Source organism: Streptomyces sp. NBC_00483, from assembly GCF_036013745.1.
In the GTDB taxonomy this organism is placed as follows: domain Bacteria; phylum Actinomycetota; class Actinomycetes; order Streptomycetales; family Streptomycetaceae; genus Streptomyces.
Genome location: NZ_CP107880.1, coordinates 8,949,418 through 8,967,546, shown reverse-complemented (window position 1 = coordinate 8,967,546; position 18,129 = coordinate 8,949,418). Strand labels below are relative to the sequence as shown.

Below are 18,129 nucleotides of genomic sequence, written 5' to 3'. Positions count from 1 at the left end.
TGCGCGGGAGCAACGGGCCTGCGGGGGTCAGCCCTTGAGTGCTCCCGAGGTGAGGCCCTTCATGACCTTCTGGTTGAGGAAGAGATAGATCAGGAGGGTGCCGAAGACGTTGATGCAGATCGCGGCGAAGAGCGGGCCGTACTGGGTGGCACCGAAGTCGCCGGTGAAGTTCAGCAGGCCGACCTGGATGGTGCGCAGGTCCTGGTTGTTGGTGAACGTCAGGGCGATCAGCAGGTCGTTCCAGATGAAGAAGAACTGCACGAGACCGACGGTGAGCAGGGCGTTGCGCACCATGGGCACGCTGATCGTCCAGAAGGCGCGCAGGATGCCGGCACCGTCGATGGTGGCCGCCTCGAAGAGTTCGCGCGGGACGGTGCGGTAGTACGTCGCCATCATGAAGACGGTCAGCGGCAGGCCGGTCCCGGTGTACGTGAGGATCAGCGGCCACAGTGTGCCGGACAGGCCGGTCTGGAAGTACACGGTGAACAGGGGCAGCAGGATCATCTGCGGCGGCACCATCATGCCCGCGAGGAAGACAAGGAGGGTCAGGCTGCGCCCCTTCCACACCATGACCTGAAGTGCGAAGCCGGCGGCCGTGCCGAGGAGCAGGATCAGGGCCAGGGCGGGCAGGACGGCGAGCAGGCTGTTCTGTACGTACAGGCCGATGTTCCCGGTGGTCCATGCCTCGGTGTAGTTGCCCCACTCCCAGGTGGTGGGCAGGCTCCAGGTGGAGTTGTTCAGGTAGTCGCTGTTGGACTTCAGGGATGTCAGGAACATCCAGATCAGTGGGTAGATCTCCACGACGAGCAGTACGCCGATGACGAGCTTCACCCACCAGCGGCGGGCGGGATTGCGGACAGCCATGGCTCAGCCCTCCGTGAGGTCGCGCCGCGAGACGCGGTAGACGACCAGGCTCACCAGCAGACACACCACGGTCAGCAGCAGAGCGATGGTGCTGCCGTAGCCGTACTCGCTGTAGGTGAACGACGTCTGGAACATGTACAGGGTCAGCGGCGTGGTGCCGTCGCCGGGCCCGCCGTTGGTCAGGGCGACAATGGAGTCGAAGACCTTGAGCGTGCCGTTGATGCTGAAGATCAGCGAGGACATCAGCACGGGCAGGGACAGCGGCAGCACGATGTGCCGCACCAGGCGCAGGCCGGTCGCGCCGTCGAGGCGGGCGGACTCCAGTGTCTCCTCGGGGATGTCGACGAGGCCGGCGAAGAGGAGGACGGCGTAGAAGCCCATGGAGCGCCAGATGTCCATGACGATCAGGACCCAGAAGGCGCTGCCGGAGCTGCCGAAGAAGTCGATCGAGTCCAACCCCACCGCGTTCAGGAGGGAGTTGACCGGGCCGGGGTTCGGGGCGACCTGGAAGAAGTTCTTGAACAGCAGGCCGACGGCGACGGTGGGCAGCACCACGGGGAAGAAGACGAGGGTGCGGATCAGGGCCGAGGCGCGCTTGAGGAAGAAGACGTAGAGCAGGGCCAGCAGATAGCCCGCCACAACCTGGCCGACGGTGACAACGGCAGCGTACTTCAGGGTGAACCACAGGGCGTGGTGGACGGCCGGGTCGTCGAGGAGGCGGGAGAAGTTGGCGACGCCGTTGCCGGTGAAGCCGTCGATGCTGTTGCCCTTGGTGAAGGAGTACCCGAGCGACCATGCCATCGGGACCAGCATGATCAGTGTGTAGACGAGGAGGGCGGGACCGAGCAGGATCGCGACGGCCCTGCGGTCACCGAGTACGCGGTGCATGGATGGAGTCCACTTCGATTCCGTTGAAGCTTCCGCTGAGGCTTCCGTTGAGGCCTCCGTAGAGGCGTTCCGGGCCGGTCACTTCGCGGCGAGCGCGTCCTGGACGGTCTGCATGAACTGCTTCGGGCTCATGCTTCCGGTGACGAGGCGTGCCGCGTTGGTCTGGCTGACGGTGGTCGCCTTCGTGCTGAACAGGGCCTCGAACCACAGCACGTTCTGCTTCGAGGAGCCGACGGTGTCCCGGACCTGGGTGGTGACCGTGTTGGTGCCCTTCACCTCGCCGTTGACCTTGAATCCGGAGATGGTGCCGTGGTCCTTGAGCGCGGTGCTGCCGTAGTTCTTGGCGATGCAGGAGACCCAGTCCCCGGTCTTCTTGTCGAAGGACTTCGCGTTGAGGGCGATGCCGAGTCCTACGTTGGAGGGGTACTGGTCGACCGAGCCCTTGCCGCCGGAGACGGCGGGGAACGGCAGGAAGCCGACGTTCTCGGCGCCGACCTTGTTCTGCTTGGCGTCGGAGATGTTGGCCAGGGCCCAGCTGCCCATGTAGTACATGCCGGCCTTGCCGGCCAGGAACTGGTTCATCGCGGTGTCGTAGTCGATGGAGCCGACACCCTTGCCGAAGTAGCCCTTCCTGCCGAGCTCGGCGACTTCCTGGGCGGCCTTCACGTACGCGGGGTCGGTCAGCTTCGCCTTGCCGTCGGCGACCTTCTGCAGCGCGTCGGGGCCGAGGCTGCGGTAGAGGTAGCCGCTGATGAGGCGGGTCAGCGGCCAGCCCTGCTGTCCTGAGGCGGCGAACGGCTGGATGCCCTTGGCCTCCAACTTGGCGGCCGCCGAGCGCAATTCGGCCCAGGTGCCGGGCGTCTCGATGCCGTTCGCCTTGAAGACCTTCTTGTTGTAGAAGATCCCCTCGATGTTGTACTCGTACGGCAGGACGTCCAGCTTGTCGCCGTACAGCGCCTTGATGGTGGAGACGGCGGCCGGCTCCAACTGGTCGTAAACACCCAGCTTCTTCAGCTGGCTCTCCAGGTCGGCGACCTTGCCCGACTTCGCCAACTGCTGCGTGAGCGCAGGTGCGTTGCCAGCGGCGAACTGAACGGGAAGGGCGTTCTGCCCGGCCAGCAGTTGCAGCTTCTGGTCGAGGCTGCTCTGCGGCACCGTCTCCACCTTCAGCGGCAGCGCCTTCTGGGCGGACTTGCACGATCCCTTGGACAGGGACTTCAGAGCGGCCTTGACGGTGGTGTTCTCGGTGACGCTCAGGTAGTCGAACTCCTTCGGCGCGGCCGAGGAGCCGCCACCGCTGCCGCCGCAGGCGGTCGCGAGCAGGGACATCGAGGCGGCACCCGCGGCGAGCAGGCCCAGGCGCGTGCGGCGGGCAACAGGGGTACGGGAAGGCACGGTTCACTCCCAGAAGTCAGTGAATCAGCGAAGCGAGGAGGTGAGCTCGGGCACGGAGCGGCGCATGGAGCGGAAGCCGTCCGGCCACGGCGGGGGGTGTGAAACGTTCCCCATTGCGAGTGGGCATCACCCTGCACGCAACTCCCGTGTCAGTCAAGACATTCAGCCGTAACGTCGATGTCCCAGGAGGGAGACGTGGGGACACGGGTGTGGCATTCTGTGAATCGTTACCCTTCACGCCGCGAGATCCGGAGTACTGACGATGAGCGGGGCCGCGACACCCAGGCCGAACAAGCGCGTGACGATCAACGACGTCGCCCGGCGCGCCGGGGTGTCCACCACGGCCGTGTCCAAGGTGCTCAACAACGCCTACGGCGTGAGCCCGGGGATGCGGGAGAAGGTGGGCGCGGCGATCGCGGAGCTCGGATACCGGCCGCACGCGGCGGCCCGTGGCATGCGCGGTCGGACGTACACGATCGGCGTGCTCCTCGACAACGTACGCAACGCCTTCTTCGCCGACATCCTCGACGGCATCCGCGAGGAGCTCGGCCGCACCGACTACACGGTGCTGATCGGCGCGGCGGGCTTCGAACCGGACGAACAAGCCCGTGTCATCCGGTCCATGACGGACCGCCAGATGGACGGCCTGATCCTCATCGCGCCCGGTACGCCACGCCCCGAGGTCCTCACCACGGCCGCCGCGACGCCCACGGTCGTCATCGGCCACCACGACGGCGCGGACAGCCACGACACAGTGGCCGACGCCGACGACCTCGGCGCCGGCCTCGTGGTGGACCATCTCGTCGGGCTCGGCCACCGGGACATCGCACTGGTCTCGGCGCCGGGCAACAAGGCCGCGCAGTGGCGGCGCACCCCCGAGATCGCGCTGACCGACGGGTACGGGGAGGCGATGCGGCGGCACGGCCTGGAGCGGCACATCCAGGTCCACCACGCCGCCTACTCCGACGAAGGCGGCTTCAAGGCCGGCCTCACGCTGCTGACGGGCGAGCACCGGCCGACCGCCGTCATGGCGGGCGCGGACGTGGCGGCCCTGGGCCTCTACCGTGCCGCCCATGATCTCGGCCTGCGCATCCCGGACGACGTCTCCCTGGTCGGCTACAACAACACGGCCCTCGCCGCCCTGGCGCCCGTCCAGCTGACCAGTGTCGACCAGGCAGGGCAGGAGATGGGAGCGGCCGCCGCGCGGATGCTGATCGAACGTGTGGAGCGGCGGCGGGACCGGGCGCTGCGCACCACGATGACGCCCCGCCTGGTCCTGCGCGCCAGCACGGCATCGCCGCAGGGGCGGTAGGCCTCGATGCAGTAGGACACGTCATGTCGCGCGGCGGATCCGCACCGGGAGGGAGGCCCAGGAGCGCAGGGTGTTGTTGAGGTGGCGGCGGGGCGGGGCCGCGAGTTCCAGGTGTGTCACGCGGTGGGCCAGGGCGGTCAGCAGGCACTCGGCCTCCAGGCGGGCCACATGCTGGCCGACGCACTGGTGCAGGCCCATGCCGAAGCCGACGTGGCCTGAAGGGTCGCGGGTGAGGTCGAAGCGGTCGGGGTCGGTCCAGCGGTGCGGGTCGCGGTTGGCGGCGCCGAGGAACATGAGGATCTTTCCGCCCTCGGGGACGGTGACCCCGGCGATCTCGACGTCGGTGGTCGCGGTGCGGAAGAAGGTCTGCACGGGCGACTCCCAGCGCACCGCCTCGTCGAACGCTACCCGCCCCAACTGCGGTCGCTCGCGCAGCCGTTGCCACTCATCGGGGTGCGTGGCGAAGGCGTACAGGGCAGCGGCCAGGCCGTGCACCGTTGTGTCGACGCCCGCCGTGAGCAGGGAGCGCACCACCAGAGGTGCCTGAACGGGGGTGATGTCACCGCGGTCGGCGGCCGCCCAGATGCGGGCGCCGAAGCCGTCCTCGCTCAGTGCCTCGCGGGCGCACTGGTCGTTCACCCAGGCCGAGAGACCGGCCATACGGTCAGCGTCGGCGCGCACGAGCTCGTTGCGCGGGCCGAAGGCGTTGAAGGCCATGTTGCCGTAGGGCAGCAGGTTCTCCCTGCCGTCGGGCCCCAGGCCGACGGCATCCGGGAAGACCCGAAGCGGGAAGGCCGTGGCCAGCGCCTCGAAGGCGTCGAACTCCGCTCCCTGGGTGGTCAGTACGGTGTCGACGAGGTCGTCGGCGACGCTCTGCCACGACTCGCGAAGCCGTCGCAGGGCGAGCGGGGAGAGGATCTCGCTCAGTACGCGGCGAGGGGCGTCGTGGTGGGGCGGGTCGGCTTCCAGGAGGAGGCTCGGCGGCCGCCAGGGCTTCTCGTGGCGGAAGTTGGCCAATCCGACACCGGCGCCGGACTGGAAGGTCTGCCAGTCGACGAGGGCCGTGTGCACCTCTTCGTAGCGGGCCAGGGCGTGCACGTCGTAGCGGGACAGGTGGACGACGGGGCCCGCGGCGCGCAGGTCCCGGTGCAACGGGGCGGGGTCGGCGAGATGTCCGGCGGCGAAGGGGTCGATGTCGGTGGTCGGCACCGGCGCGGGGGCGGCGGCTGTTGCGGACATGGCGGCTCCACGAATGCGATTCGGTCGGTCGGTCGGCCCGGGTGATGTTCAGAGGGCTCAGAGGTCTCAGAGGTCTCAGAGGTCTCAGAGGTCGAGGACGAGTCGGTCCGAGCGCGAGCGGGACACGCAGGGCAACAGGCAGTCACCCGCGGCGCGTTCGTGCTCGGCGAGGACCGCGTCCCGGTGGTCGGGCGTTCCCGTGAGGACCGGCACCAGGCAGGTGCCGCAGGTGCCCTGCTCGCAGGAGGACAGCACCTCAACTCCCGCACGGCGTACGGCATGCAGCACAGAGAGGTCCGGTGGGACGGTGATCGTGCGGCCGGTGCGGCGCAGTTCCACCTCGAAGGGGGTCTGGCGGACGGGCTCCGCTGGGGCGGCGGCGGCGAAGCGTTCGGTGCGCAGGCTGTACGTCGGCCAGGCGGCGCAGGCGGATTCGACGGCGGCCAGGAGCGGGGCGGGCCCACAGCAGTAGACCTTGGTGCCGGGTTCCGGCCGGCTCAGCCAGGAGTCCAGATCGAGCAGCCCGTACTCGTCCTCAGGGCACAGGTGCACGCGCTCGCCGTACGCGGTCGTGAGGTGGTCGCGGAACGCCATCGAGGCCCGAGTACGACCTCCGTACAGCAACTGCCAGTCGATACCCATCAGTTCGGCCTGGTGGACCATCGGCAGCAGCGGGGTGATGCCGATGCCGCCCGCGATGAAGAGATAGCGGTCCGCGGGTGCCAGCGGGAAGTGGTTGTGCGGACCGCCGACGCCGACCGGGTCGCCGGCCGCCAGGCGGTCGTGCACATACGCCGATCCCCCGCGCCCAGCGGTCTCGCGCAGCACGGCGACGCGGTAGGTGTACGGGTCCCAGCGGTCGCCGCACAGGGAGTACTGGCGGGTCGTCCCGTCCGCCAGCACCAGGTCGACATGGGCCCCGGGAGTCCAGTCCGGGAGCCGGGTGCCGTCCGGACGCGCCAGCGTGAGGGACACGACGCCGTCCGCGACGGTGTCCTTGGCGCGCACCCGCAGGGTCAGGGCTGGGGTGGGGGTCGGGGTGGCGCGGGCAATCTCAGGCAGCAGGTGGTGTGCGACCACGTCGTCGCCTCCCGTCTGTGGATTGCAGGCAGGATGCGCGCGGCGGCGGTCGCACCGCGACGGCCTTCTCATCCAGTGAGAGACGGATTTCGTGCCGCTTCCACCTGACCGTCGTACGTCCGTCACGCATCAGGTGTAACGGGTGCGGCGGCGGCCGCTTCGAGCGCGCGCGACACACCACGGGCGGCCGTACGGACGACGGGCACGACCGCCTGTGCGCTCTGGTCGTTGGGGACGATGACCGACAGCGCCGCCGCCACCGTGCCGTCGGCGCCGCGCACCGGGGCGGCAATGCCGAGGGCGTCTTCGTGGACGTAGCCGGGACAGTAGGCGTAGCCCTGCCGGCGCACCTCCGCCAGCACGGCCCGCAGCACGGCGGGGGTGGCCGGGGTGGCGTCGGTGTAGGCGGCGAGTTCGCCGTCGAGCACGCGGTCCTTGAGGGCGGCCGGCCCGTGGGCGAGCAGCACCAGGCCGCTGGAGGAGGCGTGCAGGGGGAGTCGTCCGGCGATGCGGGTGTAGTTGATGACCGAGCGCGGGGCCGAGAGGCGTTCGAGGAACAGCACCTCTTCGCTGTCCAGGACGGCGAGTTGGACGTGGTGGCCCACCACGTCGTGCACGCCCTCCATGAACGGCATCGCCGCGTCGCGCAGGGACAGTGTGGGCGAGGCGCGGACGACGAGTTCCCACAGCCGGACGCCGATCCGTACGCGACGGTCCTCGTCGCGGCTCAGGAATCCGTGCCCGACCAACTCGCCCACGAGGCGGGAGGCGGTGGCGACGTGCAGGCCGGTGCGGCGGGCGATCTCGGAGACGGTCAGCGCCGGTTCGTCCTGGCTGAAGGCCCCCAGGATGCGTGCGGCACGGGAGAGGACGGACTCGCGGTGGGGTGGCTTCATCGGGTGGCTCCTTCCGTCTCTCCGCTCACGTGGTCCCTTCCGGCTCTCCGTTCACGCGACTTCCAACTCCCCGTTCATTTCGTGCTGTTGAGCGGCGGCCCGTCCTGCGACCGGGGCAGCCCGGCCCCGACCCGCGCCGCTGTCTCCCGCAGCCAGATGTGGGCGGCGTCGTGGGTGTGCACGGGATGCCACCACAGCGCCTCTTGCAGGGAGACCGCCTCGTAGGGAGGTTCCATGACCCGGACCGGGGCGATCGGCGCGAGCAGCCGGGCGAGCCGGGCCTGGACGAGGGCGATGCGCCGGGTGCCGGCCACAAGGAGCGGTAGCAGTTGGAAGCTGTCGACGGAGACCTCGACGTGCGGCTCGACGCCGAGCATGCCGAGCTGGCGCACGGCCGGGGCGTCGTAGGTGCGCTGATAGGTGACCCAGGGCAGGTCCGCGAGGTCCTGCAGGGTGAGCCGGTCCCCGACATCCGGATGGTCGTCGGCGACGAGGAAGACCCACCGGTCGTCGTAGAGATCCGTGGCGGGGAAGTCATTGATGACACCGTGCGGCATGAGCAGTCCGTCGACGGTGCTGAGCAGCGTCGCCGTGTCCTCGACCACGGTGGTCGGGGTCTGCGTGAAGCGCAGCCGGATGCCGGGGGCCTCCTCGTGGAGGTGGCGGGCGAGGGCGGTGCCGAACACGGACACGGCGTAGTCGGAGGCGACGAGCGTGAACTCGCGGTTCTCCTGCGCGGGGTCGAAGGTGGCCTGGCTGGCGAAGAGGCGTTCCAGCACGTCGTAGGCGGTGGAGGTACGGTCGAGCAGCACCTGGCCGAGCGCGGTCAGCTCGTAGTGGCCGCCGACCCGGGCCAGCAGATCGTCGTCGAAGTGGCGGCGCAGCCGGGAGAGCGCGGCGCTCATCGCGGGCTGGCTCAGCCCGACGCGGTGTCCGGCGCGCGTGACGTTGCGCTCTTCCAGCAGGGCCCGCAGGGCGACGACGAGGTTGAGGTCCAGACGGGCCAGATTCACGGGCTTTCCCTTGCTGTACGGCGTCGGGCTCGGGGTCGGACGGTGCTGACCAGGGAGAATTTACCCAACGGATAGTCCGCATCCACAGAATCTATTTCCCTGATCACCGGTGGCGGGTCCAGATTAGTACCACCGCAATCAGGAGGACATGTTCGTGAAACCCGCTCCCGCATCCGCGCCGTTCGCCGGCCCCTTCGCGCTCGCCACGCTCTCGACTCCGGGCGGGCCGGAGTTCCCCGCCCTGGTCACCCCCGACGAGCGGGTCGTGGACCTGCGTATCGCCCTGGACGACGACCGGTTGACGACCCGTCGGCTGCTGGAGGACTGGGCCGCGGTGCTGCCGCGGCTGCGCTCCCTGGCCGACGACGGCGCCGTCGCGCGCACGCCGCTCGCGGACTTCTCGGTGCACGCGCCGGTCGAGCCGCGCCAGGTGTTCCAGTCCGGCGCCAACTACCGCCAGCACGTGATCGATCTGCACGTCGCGCACAAGGCGCCGGGCGACGACCGTCCGGAGGACGTGCGGCGCGCCGAGGCGGCGGAGATCATGGACCGGCGGGCCACGGAGGACCTGCCGTACGTCTTCATCGGGCTGCCGAGCGCGATCACCGGTCCTTACGACGACGTGGTGCTGCCCTCCTGGGCCGGGAAGCCGGACTGGGAGCTGGAGTTGGCGGCCGTGATCGGCAGGCCCGCCCACGGCGTCTCCGTCGAGGAGGCCCTGGAGTACGTCGCCGGATACACCATCGCCAACGACCTCACCGACCGCGCCACCGTCTTCCGCCGGGACATGCCTCAGATCGGCACCGACTGGCTGCGCAGCAAGAACGCACCCGGATTCACCCCGCTCGGCCCGTGGATCGTGCCCACCGAATCGGTCACGGACCCGGACGATCTGCAGCTCACCCTGAAGCTCAACGGCGAGACCATGCAGGACGAGTCCACCAAGGACATGATCTTCAACGTGGCACGCATGGTGGCCTACGCCTCACAGAGCGCCCAACTGCTGCCAGGAGACCTGGTGTTGACCGGCTCACCCGCCGGAAACGGCATGCACTGGGGTCGGCTGCTGCGCGACGGAGACGTCATGGACGGCTCCGTCACCGGGCTCGGCGCGCAGCGCACCCGGTGTGTGGCGGAGGTGACCACGTGAATCCCGAGCAGACGCCGGCGTCCTTGGACCGCACCGACCCGGAGGGTGCGGTGGCCCGCGCCGCCAAGTCGTACTCGAACTGGGGCCGTTGGGGCGAGGACGACCGGCTCGGCACGCTGAACTTCCTGGACGAGGCCAAGCGCCGCGAGGGTGCCGCACTCGTACGACGGGGCGCCAGCTTCTCGCTCGCCCAGAGCTTCGACATGAACGGCCCGCAGAAGGGCTGGCGGCGCCGCACCAACCCGGTGCACACCATGCTCGACACCGGCACCGACGCGGCCCTCGCCAACCAGGGCTTCCCGCACGGCATGGGCGGCGCCGACGACGTGATCGCCATGCCGCTGCAGTGCTCCACACAGTGGGACGGCCTGGGCCACATCTTCGACCACGGCAAGGCGTGGAACGGCCGCGCCGCCGAGAAGGTCGTCACCTCCGACGGCGACCTGGTCACCGGCATCGAGCACATGGCTCCGTACGTGGCCGGGCGCGGCGTCCTGCTCGACGTCGGCCGGGTCATCGGCACCGACGGCGAGCTGCCCGACGCCTTCGCCATCACCGAGGAACACCTCATCGCCACGGCCGAGGCCCACGGGGTGAGCGTCGGACGCGGCGACATCGTCGTCGTGCGCACCGGGCAGCTCGCCCGCGCCCGCCGCGAGGGCTGGAACGAGTACGCGGGCGGCCCGGCCCCCGGCCTGTCCTTCACCGCGGCCGGCTGGCTGCACCGCACCGAGATCGCCGCGATCGCCACCGACACCTGGGGCTTCGAGGTGCGGCCCAACGAGTTCGAGCACGCCTTCCAGCCGCTGCACCAGGTCGCCATCCCCAACATGGGCCTGCTGATCGGCGAGATGTGGGACCCGGACGCGCTCGCCGCGGACTGCGCGGCGGACGGCACCTACGAGTTCTGGCTCACCGCCGCTCCCCTGCCCATCACCGGCGCCGTCGGCTCCCCGGTCAACCCCGTAGCCGTCAAGTAGTCGACAAGTCGCCGTCGAGTAGCCGTCAAGTAGCCGTCAAGTAGCCGACGGAACACAGGAGTTATCCATGAGCAGTACCCCCAGCAGCCCCCGCTCGGTCCTCGTCGTCGGCGGCGGCGCGGCCGGCAACGCCGCGACGATCCTGCTGCGCCGCGCCGGGATCGCGGTCGACCTGATCGAGGCCAAGGACGACTGGAACGCCACCGCAGGATCCGGCATCACCCTCCAGGGCAACGCGCTGCGCGTGCTGCGCGAACTCGGTGTGTGGGAGCAGGTGGAGCGGTCCGGCTACGGCTTCGACGCGGTCGGCATCACCGCCCCCGACGGCACCGTTCTGCACGTCAGCGAGGACCTGCGCACCGGCGGTGACGAACTGCCCGCCACCGTCGGCATGCAGCGCCCGCAGCTCCAGCGGATCCTGATCGACGCGGTCCGCGCCAGCGGCGCCACCGTCCGGCTCGGCGTCCGGGCCGAGTCCCTCGACCAGGACGACACCGGTGTCTCCGTACGCTTCAGCGACGGCACCGACGGCCGCTACGACCTGGTGATCGCCGCCGACGGCCTGGGCTCCGCCACCCGTGCCGCGATCGGCATCACCGACCGGCCCGAGCCCACCGGCATGGCCATCTGGCGCGTCGCCACCCCGCGCCCGTCCGGCCTGACCCGCACCGACCTCGCGTACGGCGGCCCCGCCTACATCGCCGGATACTGCCCGACCAGCGAGTCCACGATCTACGCGTACGTCGTCGAGGCCAACCGCGACCGGGCCACCATCCCGACGGACTCCTACGCCGACGAGATGCGCTCGCTCGCGAAGCACTACGGCGGCCACTGGCCGGAGATCACCGCGCACATCACCGACCCGGCGCAGGTCAACTACACCTGGTTCGACCGGATGCTGGTCGAGGGGTCCTGGCACCGCGGCCGGGTCGTCCTGGTCGGCGACGCCGCGCACTGCTGCCCGCCCACCCTCGCCCAGGGTGCCGCCCTGTCGATGGAGGACACCTGGGTGCTCACGCAGATGCTGAGCGCCGTCGACACCTGGGACGACGCGCTGTTCCAGACGTACTACGAGCGGCGTATCGCACGTGTGCGCCCGATCGTGGAGGCGTCCGTGCAGATCGGCCAGTGGCAGCTCGACGGGGTCCGCGACGCAGATGTGCCCGGCCTGATGGGCCGCACGATGACGATGCTGCGGGAGCTGCCGTGACCACGCCCACTATTGACGTGCACGCCCACGTCCTGCTGCCCGAGATCGAGGCATTGGTCGACGGCCTGCCGGGCCACGCCGATGCGAAGGCCCTGGACGCCCGGCGCAACGGCCCCGACGCGCTCAAGGTCAGCGGCCGGATGATCGGCGAGCGGTTCGCCCGGCTCACCGATGTGTCCGCCCGGCTGGCCGCGATGGACGCGCAGGGCGTGGACGTCCAACTGGTCAGCCCGTCCCCGTCCCACTATCACTACTGGGCCGACGAGGCGGCCGCGGAGAAGGTGTACCGGCTCGCCAACGAGGCGACGGCCGCGCACTGTTCGGCCGCACCGGACCGACTGCGGGGCCTCGGCCTCGTACCGCTCCAGCATCCCGAACAGGCGGTGCGCGCGCTCGACCACGCCCTCGAACAGGGTCTGCTCGGCGTCGAGATCTCCAGCCACGCGCCGGGCCGCGAGCTGTCCGACCCGGCGTACGAACCGCTGTGGGCACGGGCCGAGGAGACGGGCGCGCTGGTCTTTCTGCACCCCTTCGGCTGCACGCTCGACGAGCGCCTCGACCAGTGGTACCTGTCCAACTCCGTTGGCCAGCCCACCGAGAACGCCGTCGCGCTCTCGCACCTGATCTTCTCCGGAGTCCTCGACCGCCATCCCGGCCTGCGGATCATCGCGGCGCACGGCGGCGGCTATCTGCCCACCCACATCGGCCGCGCCGACCACGCGTGGCGGGCGCGCGCCGACGCCCACGCGTGCGCGCAGGAACCGAGCACGTATCTGCGCCGCCTGTACTTCGACTCGCTCGTCCACGACCCGTACGTGCTGCGGGAGTTGGTGCGGGTCGCGGGCGCGGACCGCGTGCTGCTCGGCTCCGACTTCCCCTTCGACATGGGCAGCGAGGACCCCGTCGGCGCACTGCGCGCGGCGGATCTCGCCGACGCCGACTTTCACGCCGTACGCGGCGGCACCGCGACCGCCCTCCTCCGCCTCCGGAAGGACTGACCCATGAGCAACCGTCTGCTCACCCACCTGCGGCACGTCGACCTCGCCGTGCCGGACTACGACAAGCAGCTCGACTTCTACTCCGGCGTCTGGGGCCTGACCAAGGTCGCCGAGGACTCCGGCATCTCCTTCCTGGCCGCCGAGGGCTCCCCCGAGCAGTACGTGGTGCGCCTGCGCGAGGCTGACGAGAAGCGCCTGGACCTCGTCTCCTACGGGGCGGCCAGCCCGGCGGACGTGGACACGCTCGCCGAGCAACTCCTTGCCGGTGACGTGCAGTTGATCTCGCAGCCGGGCAAGGTCGACACCCCCGGTGGCGGCTACGGCTTCCGCTTCTTCGACGTCGACGGGCGCACCATCGAGGTCTCCGCCGACGTCGAGGTCCGGCAGCACCGCAAGATCGAGGAGAAGGAGGCCATCCCGGTCAAGCTCTCCCACGTCGTCCTCAACTCCCCGGATCTGAACAAGACCCGGGAGTGGTACGAGCGCCACCTCGGCTTCGCGCTCTCCGACACCCTGTCCTCGCCGCACATGGGCGAGGTCATGCACTTCATGCGGATCTCCAACCAGCACCACTCGATGGCGATCGCGCAGGGCCCGCACACCGCGCTGCACCACGTCTCCTTCGAGATGCGCGGCCTGGACGAGTACATGCGCGGTTCCGGCCGGGTGATGCGTGCCGGGTTCAAGAAGATCTGGGGCCCCGGTCGGCACATGGCGGGCGACAACACCTTCACGTACTTCCTCGACCCGCACGGCAACACCGTCGAATACACGACGGAGTTGGAGGAGCTCGACGAGGACACCTGGCACCCGCACGTCTACGACTTCTCGAAGCCCGAGGTCACCGACCAGTGGGGAACGGCGAACGCGATGAACGAGCTCGTCGCCAAGGAGTCGTTCAACGACCCCGACCGCGGCGTGTTCATCGCCCCGCCGGTCTGATCCCACCCGATTTCCGGGGGCGCGGCGGTGCCCTGTCCATGCCCTGACACACCCGCCGCGCCCCCCGGTTCCGTCGCCGCCCGCCAGGAGCTCGCATGCGATTCGCCACCTACTCCACGTATGAGCACGAACACGAACACGGACACCCCACCCGCGTCGCCGTCGTCACGGAGGACGACACCCTGTACCCGGTGCCCGGTGTCACCTCCCTCACCGACCTGATCCACTCCTCGGACGGCCTGCCGGGCCTCCTCGACGCCGGTACCGCCGCGCTTGCCGGACCGCCCGGCCCGCAGGTCTCCCAAGTGCGGCTGCTTCCGCCCCTCCAGCCTTCCTCCGTACGGGACTTCGTGGCCTTCGAGGAACATGTGGAGGGTGTGCGCAAGGCCGTGGACGGTGTCGCGGGCGTACCCGAGCAGTGGTACGCGGCGCCGACCTTCTACTTCACCAACCCGTACGCCGTCTACGGCCCCGGCGAGGACATCCCGATGCCGCCCGGCTCGACCGTCCTCGACTACGAACTCGAGGTCGCCGCCGTCATCGGCCGCGAGGGCCGCGACCTCACTCCCGAAGAGGCCCGCGAGCACATCATCGGCTACACGGTCTTCAACGACTGGTCGGCCCGCGACCTCCAGTCCGCCGAGATGAAGGTCGGCCTCGGCCCCTGCAAGGGCAAGGACACCGCGACCACGCTCGGCCCGTACCTGGTCACCGCCGACGAACTGGAGCCGTACCGCGACGCGGACGGTCTGCTGCGCCTGGCGCTGACGGCCGAGGTCAACGGCGAGACGATCGGCAAGGACCTGCTCTCCAACATGAGTTGGACCTTCGAGGAGATGGTCGCCTACGCCTCGCGCGGCACCGTCGTCCGCCCCGGTGACATTCTCGGCTCCGGCACCTGCGGCAACGGTGGCTGCCTCGCCGAACTGTGGGGCAGGCGCGGCGAACAGACTCCGCCGCCGCTGAAGCCCGGAGACACCGTCACCCTCACGGTCGAGGCCGTCGGCACCCTCTCCAACACCGTCGTCGAGGGCGCGACCCCGCTGCCGCTCCCGGCCGGCCGCCGCCGCACGCGGGAGCGTCCGTGACCACGAAGCGCCTGGCGGGCAGGGTCGTGGTCGTCACCGGCGCGGCCCGCGGCCAGGGCGCCGCCGAGGCCGCGGCCCTCACCCGCGAGGGCGCCCACGTCATCGCGACGGACGTGACCGAGGGACCCGGCATCCGCCCGCTCGACGTCACCAACGAGACGCAATGGGCCCAACTAGCCTCCGATCTACGGGAGTCGTACGGCCCCATCCACGGCCTGGTCAACAACGCGGGCATCACCTGGCGCGCCCGCCTCGACGAGGTGCGCGCCGAGGACTTCGCCCGCGTGCACGCCGTGAACGTCACCGGACCGCTCCTCGGCATCCAGCACCTCACCCCGCTGATGCCCGCCGGCGCCTCGATCGTCAACGTCGGCTCGTCCGCCGCGCTCACCGCCCACTACCCGGTCGCGTACACGTCCAGCAAGTGGGCGCTGCGCGGCCTGTCGAAGACGGCGGCACTCGAACTCGGCCCGCGCGGCATCCGCGTCAACACGATCCATCCGGGCTTCATCGAGACGGAGATGACGGCGTCGGCCGCCCCCGCCTTCCGCGAGGCCAACCTGCGCGAGACCCCGCTGGGCCGCACCGGCACGGTCGACGAGATCACCCCGCTCGTCACGTTCCTGCTGTCGGACGAGTCGTCGTTCATCACCGGCGCCGAGATCCCGGTCGACGGTGGATACACGGCCCACGGCGCCGCCAAGTCGATCTCCGACGCTCTGCGCCCGGGGACCCCGGCCGCTCACACCGCCGCACCGGCGCGGCTGTCGGAGGCCTCGGACAGCCCCTGACCGTCGTCGTCCAGCGCCCGGCGGAAGGGCAGCGGGCTGTGCAGCGCCTGCTCGATGCGCTCCAGGCTGCGGCCCTTCGTCTCCGGGACCTTCAGCGCGACGAAGACGATGCAGGCCACGTTCATCAGCGCGTAGAACAGGAATGTGCCGGAGCGGCCGACGGTGTTGATGGCCGTCAGCGCGGTCATGGCGATGAGGAGGTCGAAGCCCCATACGGACAGCGTAGCCAGGCTGGTGGCCGGGCCGCGCACGCCCAGCGGCAGGATCTCCGGGCCGATGAGCCAGACGACGGCCTGCATGCCCACCCCGTTGAACAGGATGTACGCGAACAGGGAAATGATCACGGTCCAGCGCTGGGCCGTCGATCCGGAGGAGGTCGCGAAGGCCGCCGCGAGCACCACCATGGCGAGCGCCGAGCCCGGCAGGAACCACAGCATCGTGCGGCGCCGTCCGGCCTTGTCGACCGCGATGGCACCGACGATGCCCGCCACGACGAGCATCGCGCCGATGCCGATGCCGGTGAGCAGCGCCACCGAGTCGCCGAAGCCTGCGTCGTCGAGGATGGTCGGGGCGTAGTAGACGATGGCGTTGATCCCGGTGAGCTGGGAGAAGGCCGCGATGCCGAGGGCGATCAGGAGGGCCGGGCGCAGCCACCGCTGCCGCAGCTGTCGCCAACTACCGCCGCCCGCAGGGGTGTTGTTCGACACCGCGGCGATCTCGGCCGCTTCCGCGGCCGCGTCCGCGCCTGCGGGCCGCAGTCGTCGCAGGGTGCGCTCCGCGTCGTCGGTCCTGCCCTGCTCGATGAGCCAGCGCGGGCTCTCCGGCAGCGGCAGCATGCCGAGGGCCAGTGCCAGTGCGGGGATGACGGCGAGGGCGAACATGACCCGCCAGCCGCCACTGCCCGACAGGGCCCAGCCGCACAGGTACGCGATGAGCTGTCCGATGGCGACCATCAGCTGGAACAGCACCATGAGCCGGCCGCGTACGGCCGCGGGCGCCAGTTCGGCGATGTAGACGGGCACCATGTTGGACGCGCCGCCCACCGCGAGCCCGAGCACGAAGCGCGCGGCGATCAGCGTCGACACATCGGGGGCGAGCGCGGCGGCGACCGCGCCGGCGGCGAAGATCACCGCGACCGTCGCCACCACCTTGCGCCGGCCGTGCCGTACCGCCGCGCGCCCCGAGATCAGGGCGCCGACCATCGCGCCGAGCAGGATGACGCTGACGACGATCTCCTGCTCGCGGGAGGAGAGGTCGAGGTCCTCCCGCAGGTGCAGCAGGGCGCCGGAGATGATGCCGGTGTCGTACCCGAAGAGCAGACCGCCAAGCGCCGAGACGGCGGCGACGGCGTAGACCAGCACCGGGGTGCGTCCGCCGCCTGCGGGGCCGTGCGCCTCCGTGGCCGGCTCAGGCATCGCCCATGACCAGACCCTCGATGGTGTGCTTCTGGGTGACGGGCGTCAGCTCGTCGACGACCGGGCAGTCCAGGTGGCGGCGCACCCGCTCGGGCAGCGACTCCCAGAACGTGCGGGTGACGGCGGTGTCGTGCCGGTCGCCGTTGTTCGACTCTGGGCCGTCGAGGCCGAGGATCAGCACGGGCCGCGACTTGGACGACTCGTTCTTGGTGCCGCGGTGGATGGTCAGCGCGGTGCGGGCCGAGATGTCGCCGCGCTGCGGGTACTTGCGCACCGCGCGCTCCTCGTAGCGGCCGAAGCGCTCGCGGGGCGGGAACATCCCGTGCTCGAAGTCGGGTTCGTCGTCCCACTGGGTGCCGGGCGCGATCTCGAAGGGGCCCATGTCCTCGGCGGTGTCGACGGCGGTGACGTTGAAGGCGAGCGACGTCAGCCGGCGTTCGTTCCGCGTCTCGTCGGGGATGGGGAAGTCGCGGTGCCAGGGCTGGTTCACGGCGCCCTCGAGCGGTACGTCGAAGCCGAGTTCGACGATGCGGTAGTCCGGGCCGAGGACCGCGGTGGCCACCGACCGCACCCACGGGTGGTCGACGAGGTCGACGAAGCCGCGCAGCTGCTCGGGGTGGATCTCCACGTAGTAGCGGTTCGGACCGCGGCCCACGGCGCCGCCCGGCCGGGAGCGCGCCTCTTCGTACGCGGCCTCGATGTCCTCGCGCATCCGGTCGGCCCACTCCGTGGCGAAGGCGCCCTTCCGCGCCGTGATGCCGTCCCCGTACAGGTTCGCCACGTCCCGCGTCACATCGACGTCCTGATCGGCGGGGCTGACGCCGGGGAATGCGGACACAGTCATCCTTGCCTCCTTGCAAGCGGAAGT

17 protein-coding genes are annotated in these 18,129 nt (G+C 70.2%); 8 read left to right on the top strand and 9 right to left on the bottom strand.

What is annotated here, in order from left to right:
• Positions 1-27 precede the first annotated feature (27 nt).
• From OHA73_RS40125 to OHA73_RS40115, 3 genes are all read right to left on the bottom strand, one after another.
• Complete coding sequence (locus OHA73_RS40125; protein WP_266723681.1) at positions 28-864, bottom strand: carbohydrate ABC transporter permease; 837 nt, start codon at positions 862-864, stop codon at positions 28-30.
• Positions 865-867: 3 nt separating this feature from the next.
• The gene (locus tag OHA73_RS40120; protein WP_327657673.1) at positions 868-1,752 is read right to left on the bottom strand and encodes a carbohydrate ABC transporter permease; all 885 of its coding nucleotides are present in this window, start codon (positions 1,750-1,752) and stop codon (positions 868-870) included.
• A gap of 78 nt (positions 1,753-1,830) precedes the next feature.
• Positions 1,831-3,147 carry an ABC transporter substrate-binding protein gene (locus tag OHA73_RS40115; RefSeq protein ID WP_327657672.1) on the bottom strand — a complete coding sequence of 439 codons (1,317 nt, stop codon included), beginning with the start codon at positions 3,145-3,147 and terminating at the stop codon, positions 1,831-1,833.
• A gap of 262 nt (positions 3,148-3,409) precedes the next feature.
• Here OHA73_RS40115 and OHA73_RS40110 point away from each other — a divergent pair, with 262 nt between their 5' ends.
• The gene (locus OHA73_RS40110; RefSeq protein WP_266723675.1) at positions 3,410-4,459 is read left to right on the top strand and encodes a LacI family DNA-binding transcriptional regulator; all 1,050 of its coding nucleotides are present in this window, start codon (positions 3,410-3,412) and stop codon (positions 4,457-4,459) included.
• A 21-nt stretch (positions 4,460-4,480) separates the two neighbouring features.
• Here OHA73_RS40110 and OHA73_RS40105 read toward each other — a convergent pair whose 3' ends face one another.
• The 4 genes from OHA73_RS40105 to OHA73_RS40090 all read right to left on the bottom strand — a co-directional run bounded on the left by OHA73_RS40105 (position 4,481) and on the right by OHA73_RS40090 (position 8,687).
• Entirely contained in the window at positions 4,481-5,698 is a 1,218-nt protein-coding gene (locus tag OHA73_RS40105) for a cytochrome P450 (RefSeq protein ID WP_327657671.1), read from the bottom strand.
• Positions 5,699-5,782: 84 nt separating this feature from the next.
• Positions 5,783-6,778 carry a PDR/VanB family oxidoreductase gene (locus tag OHA73_RS40100; protein ID WP_327657670.1) on the bottom strand — a complete coding sequence of 332 codons (996 nt, stop codon included), beginning with the start codon at positions 6,776-6,778 and terminating at the stop codon, positions 5,783-5,785.
• 122 nt (positions 6,779-6,900) lie between these two features.
• Positions 6,901-7,674: an IclR family transcriptional regulator gene (locus tag OHA73_RS40095; RefSeq protein WP_327657669.1), complete on the bottom strand. Its 774-nt coding sequence runs from the start codon at positions 7,672-7,674 to the stop codon at positions 6,901-6,903.
• A 74-nt stretch (positions 7,675-7,748) separates the two neighbouring features.
• On the bottom strand, positions 7,749-8,687 hold the full coding sequence (locus tag OHA73_RS40090; RefSeq protein WP_266723671.1) for a LysR family transcriptional regulator: 939 nt from the start codon (positions 8,685-8,687) through the stop codon (positions 7,749-7,751).
• A 148-nt stretch (positions 8,688-8,835) separates the two neighbouring features.
• Here OHA73_RS40090 and OHA73_RS40085 point away from each other — a divergent pair, with 148 nt between their 5' ends.
• The 7 genes from OHA73_RS40085 (at position 8,836) to OHA73_RS40055 (ending at position 15,846) form a co-directional block, all read left to right on the top strand.
• Positions 8,836-9,837: a fumarylacetoacetate hydrolase family protein gene (locus OHA73_RS40085; RefSeq protein WP_327657668.1), complete on the top strand. Its 1,002-nt coding sequence runs from the start codon at positions 8,836-8,838 to the stop codon at positions 9,835-9,837.
• Positions 9,834-10,817 carry a cyclase family protein gene (locus tag OHA73_RS40080; RefSeq protein ID WP_267067845.1) on the top strand — a complete coding sequence of 328 codons (984 nt, stop codon included), beginning with the start codon at positions 9,834-9,836 and terminating at the stop codon, positions 10,815-10,817. Before OHA73_RS40085 ends, OHA73_RS40080 begins: the two co-directional genes overlap by 4 nt.
• 67 nt (positions 10,818-10,884) lie before the next feature.
• Complete coding sequence (locus tag OHA73_RS40075) at positions 10,885-12,027, top strand: FAD-dependent oxidoreductase (RefSeq protein ID WP_327657667.1); 1,143 nt, start codon at positions 10,885-10,887, stop codon at positions 12,025-12,027.
• Positions 12,024-13,025, top strand: a complete 1,002-nt coding sequence (locus tag OHA73_RS40070) for an amidohydrolase family protein (RefSeq protein ID WP_327657666.1) — start codon at positions 12,024-12,026, stop codon at positions 13,023-13,025. The genes OHA73_RS40075 and OHA73_RS40070 overlap by 4 nt, the downstream gene beginning before the upstream one ends.
• A gap of 3 nt (positions 13,026-13,028) precedes the next feature.
• Positions 13,029-13,967, top strand: a complete 939-nt coding sequence (locus tag OHA73_RS40065; RefSeq protein ID WP_327657665.1) for a VOC family protein — start codon at positions 13,029-13,031, stop codon at positions 13,965-13,967.
• Between the two features lie 95 nt (positions 13,968-14,062).
• Positions 14,063-15,055 (top strand): fumarylacetoacetate hydrolase family protein, encoded by a 993-nt coding sequence (locus tag OHA73_RS40060; RefSeq protein ID WP_327657664.1) that lies wholly within the window; start codon positions 14,063-14,065, stop codon positions 15,053-15,055.
• Entirely contained in the window at positions 15,052-15,846 is a 795-nt protein-coding gene (locus OHA73_RS40055; RefSeq protein ID WP_327657663.1) for an SDR family NAD(P)-dependent oxidoreductase, read from the top strand. The genes OHA73_RS40060 and OHA73_RS40055 overlap by 4 nt, the downstream gene beginning before the upstream one ends.
• On the opposite strand, the gene OHA73_RS40050 is transcribed toward OHA73_RS40055, so the two are convergent.
• Both OHA73_RS40050 and OHA73_RS40045 read right to left on the bottom strand, forming a co-directional pair.
• Positions 15,798-17,261, bottom strand: a complete 1,464-nt coding sequence (locus OHA73_RS40050) for a sugar porter family MFS transporter (protein WP_327657662.1) — start codon at positions 17,259-17,261, stop codon at positions 15,798-15,800. The two genes, OHA73_RS40055 and OHA73_RS40050, sit on opposite strands and share 49 nt — an antisense overlap.
• Positions 17,254-18,105, bottom strand: a complete 852-nt coding sequence (locus tag OHA73_RS40045; protein WP_327657661.1) for a phytanoyl-CoA dioxygenase family protein — start codon at positions 18,103-18,105, stop codon at positions 17,254-17,256. The genes OHA73_RS40050 and OHA73_RS40045 overlap by 8 nt, the downstream gene beginning before the upstream one ends.
• Positions 18,106-18,129: the final 24 nt, after the last annotated feature.

Coding starts and splice junctions, on each gene's coding strand:
- OHA73_RS40125 (WP_266723681.1), bottom strand. CDS start 864: ATGGCTGTCCGCAATCCCGCCCGCCGCTGGTGGGTGAAGCTCGTCATC.
- OHA73_RS40120 (WP_327657673.1), bottom strand. CDS start 1,752: ATGCACCGCGTACTCGGTGACCGCAGGGCCGTCGCGATCCTGCTCGGT.
- OHA73_RS40110 (WP_266723675.1), top strand. CDS start 3,410: ATGAGCGGGGCCGCGACACCCAGGCCGAACAAGCGCGTGACGATCAAC.
- OHA73_RS40105 (WP_327657671.1), bottom strand. CDS start 5,698: ATGTCCGCAACAGCCGCCGCCCCCGCGCCGGTGCCGACCACCGACATC.
- OHA73_RS40095 (WP_327657669.1), bottom strand. CDS start 7,674: ATGAAGCCACCCCACCGCGAGTCCGTCCTCTCCCGTGCCGCACGCATC.
- OHA73_RS40085 (WP_327657668.1), top strand. CDS start 8,836: ATGTTCGTGAAACCCGCTCCCGCATCCGCGCCGTTCGCCGGCCCCTTC.
- OHA73_RS40075 (WP_327657667.1), top strand. CDS start 10,885: ATGAGCAGTACCCCCAGCAGCCCCCGCTCGGTCCTCGTCGTCGGCGGC.
- OHA73_RS40065 (WP_327657665.1), top strand. CDS start 13,029: ATGAGCAACCGTCTGCTCACCCACCTGCGGCACGTCGACCTCGCCGTG.
- OHA73_RS40060 (WP_327657664.1), top strand. CDS start 14,063: ATGCGATTCGCCACCTACTCCACGTATGAGCACGAACACGAACACGGA.
- OHA73_RS40050 (WP_327657662.1), bottom strand. CDS start 17,261: ATGCCTGAGCCGGCCACGGAGGCGCACGGCCCCGCAGGCGGCGGACGC.
- OHA73_RS40045 (WP_327657661.1), bottom strand. CDS start 18,105: ATGACTGTGTCCGCATTCCCCGGCGTCAGCCCCGCCGATCAGGACGTC.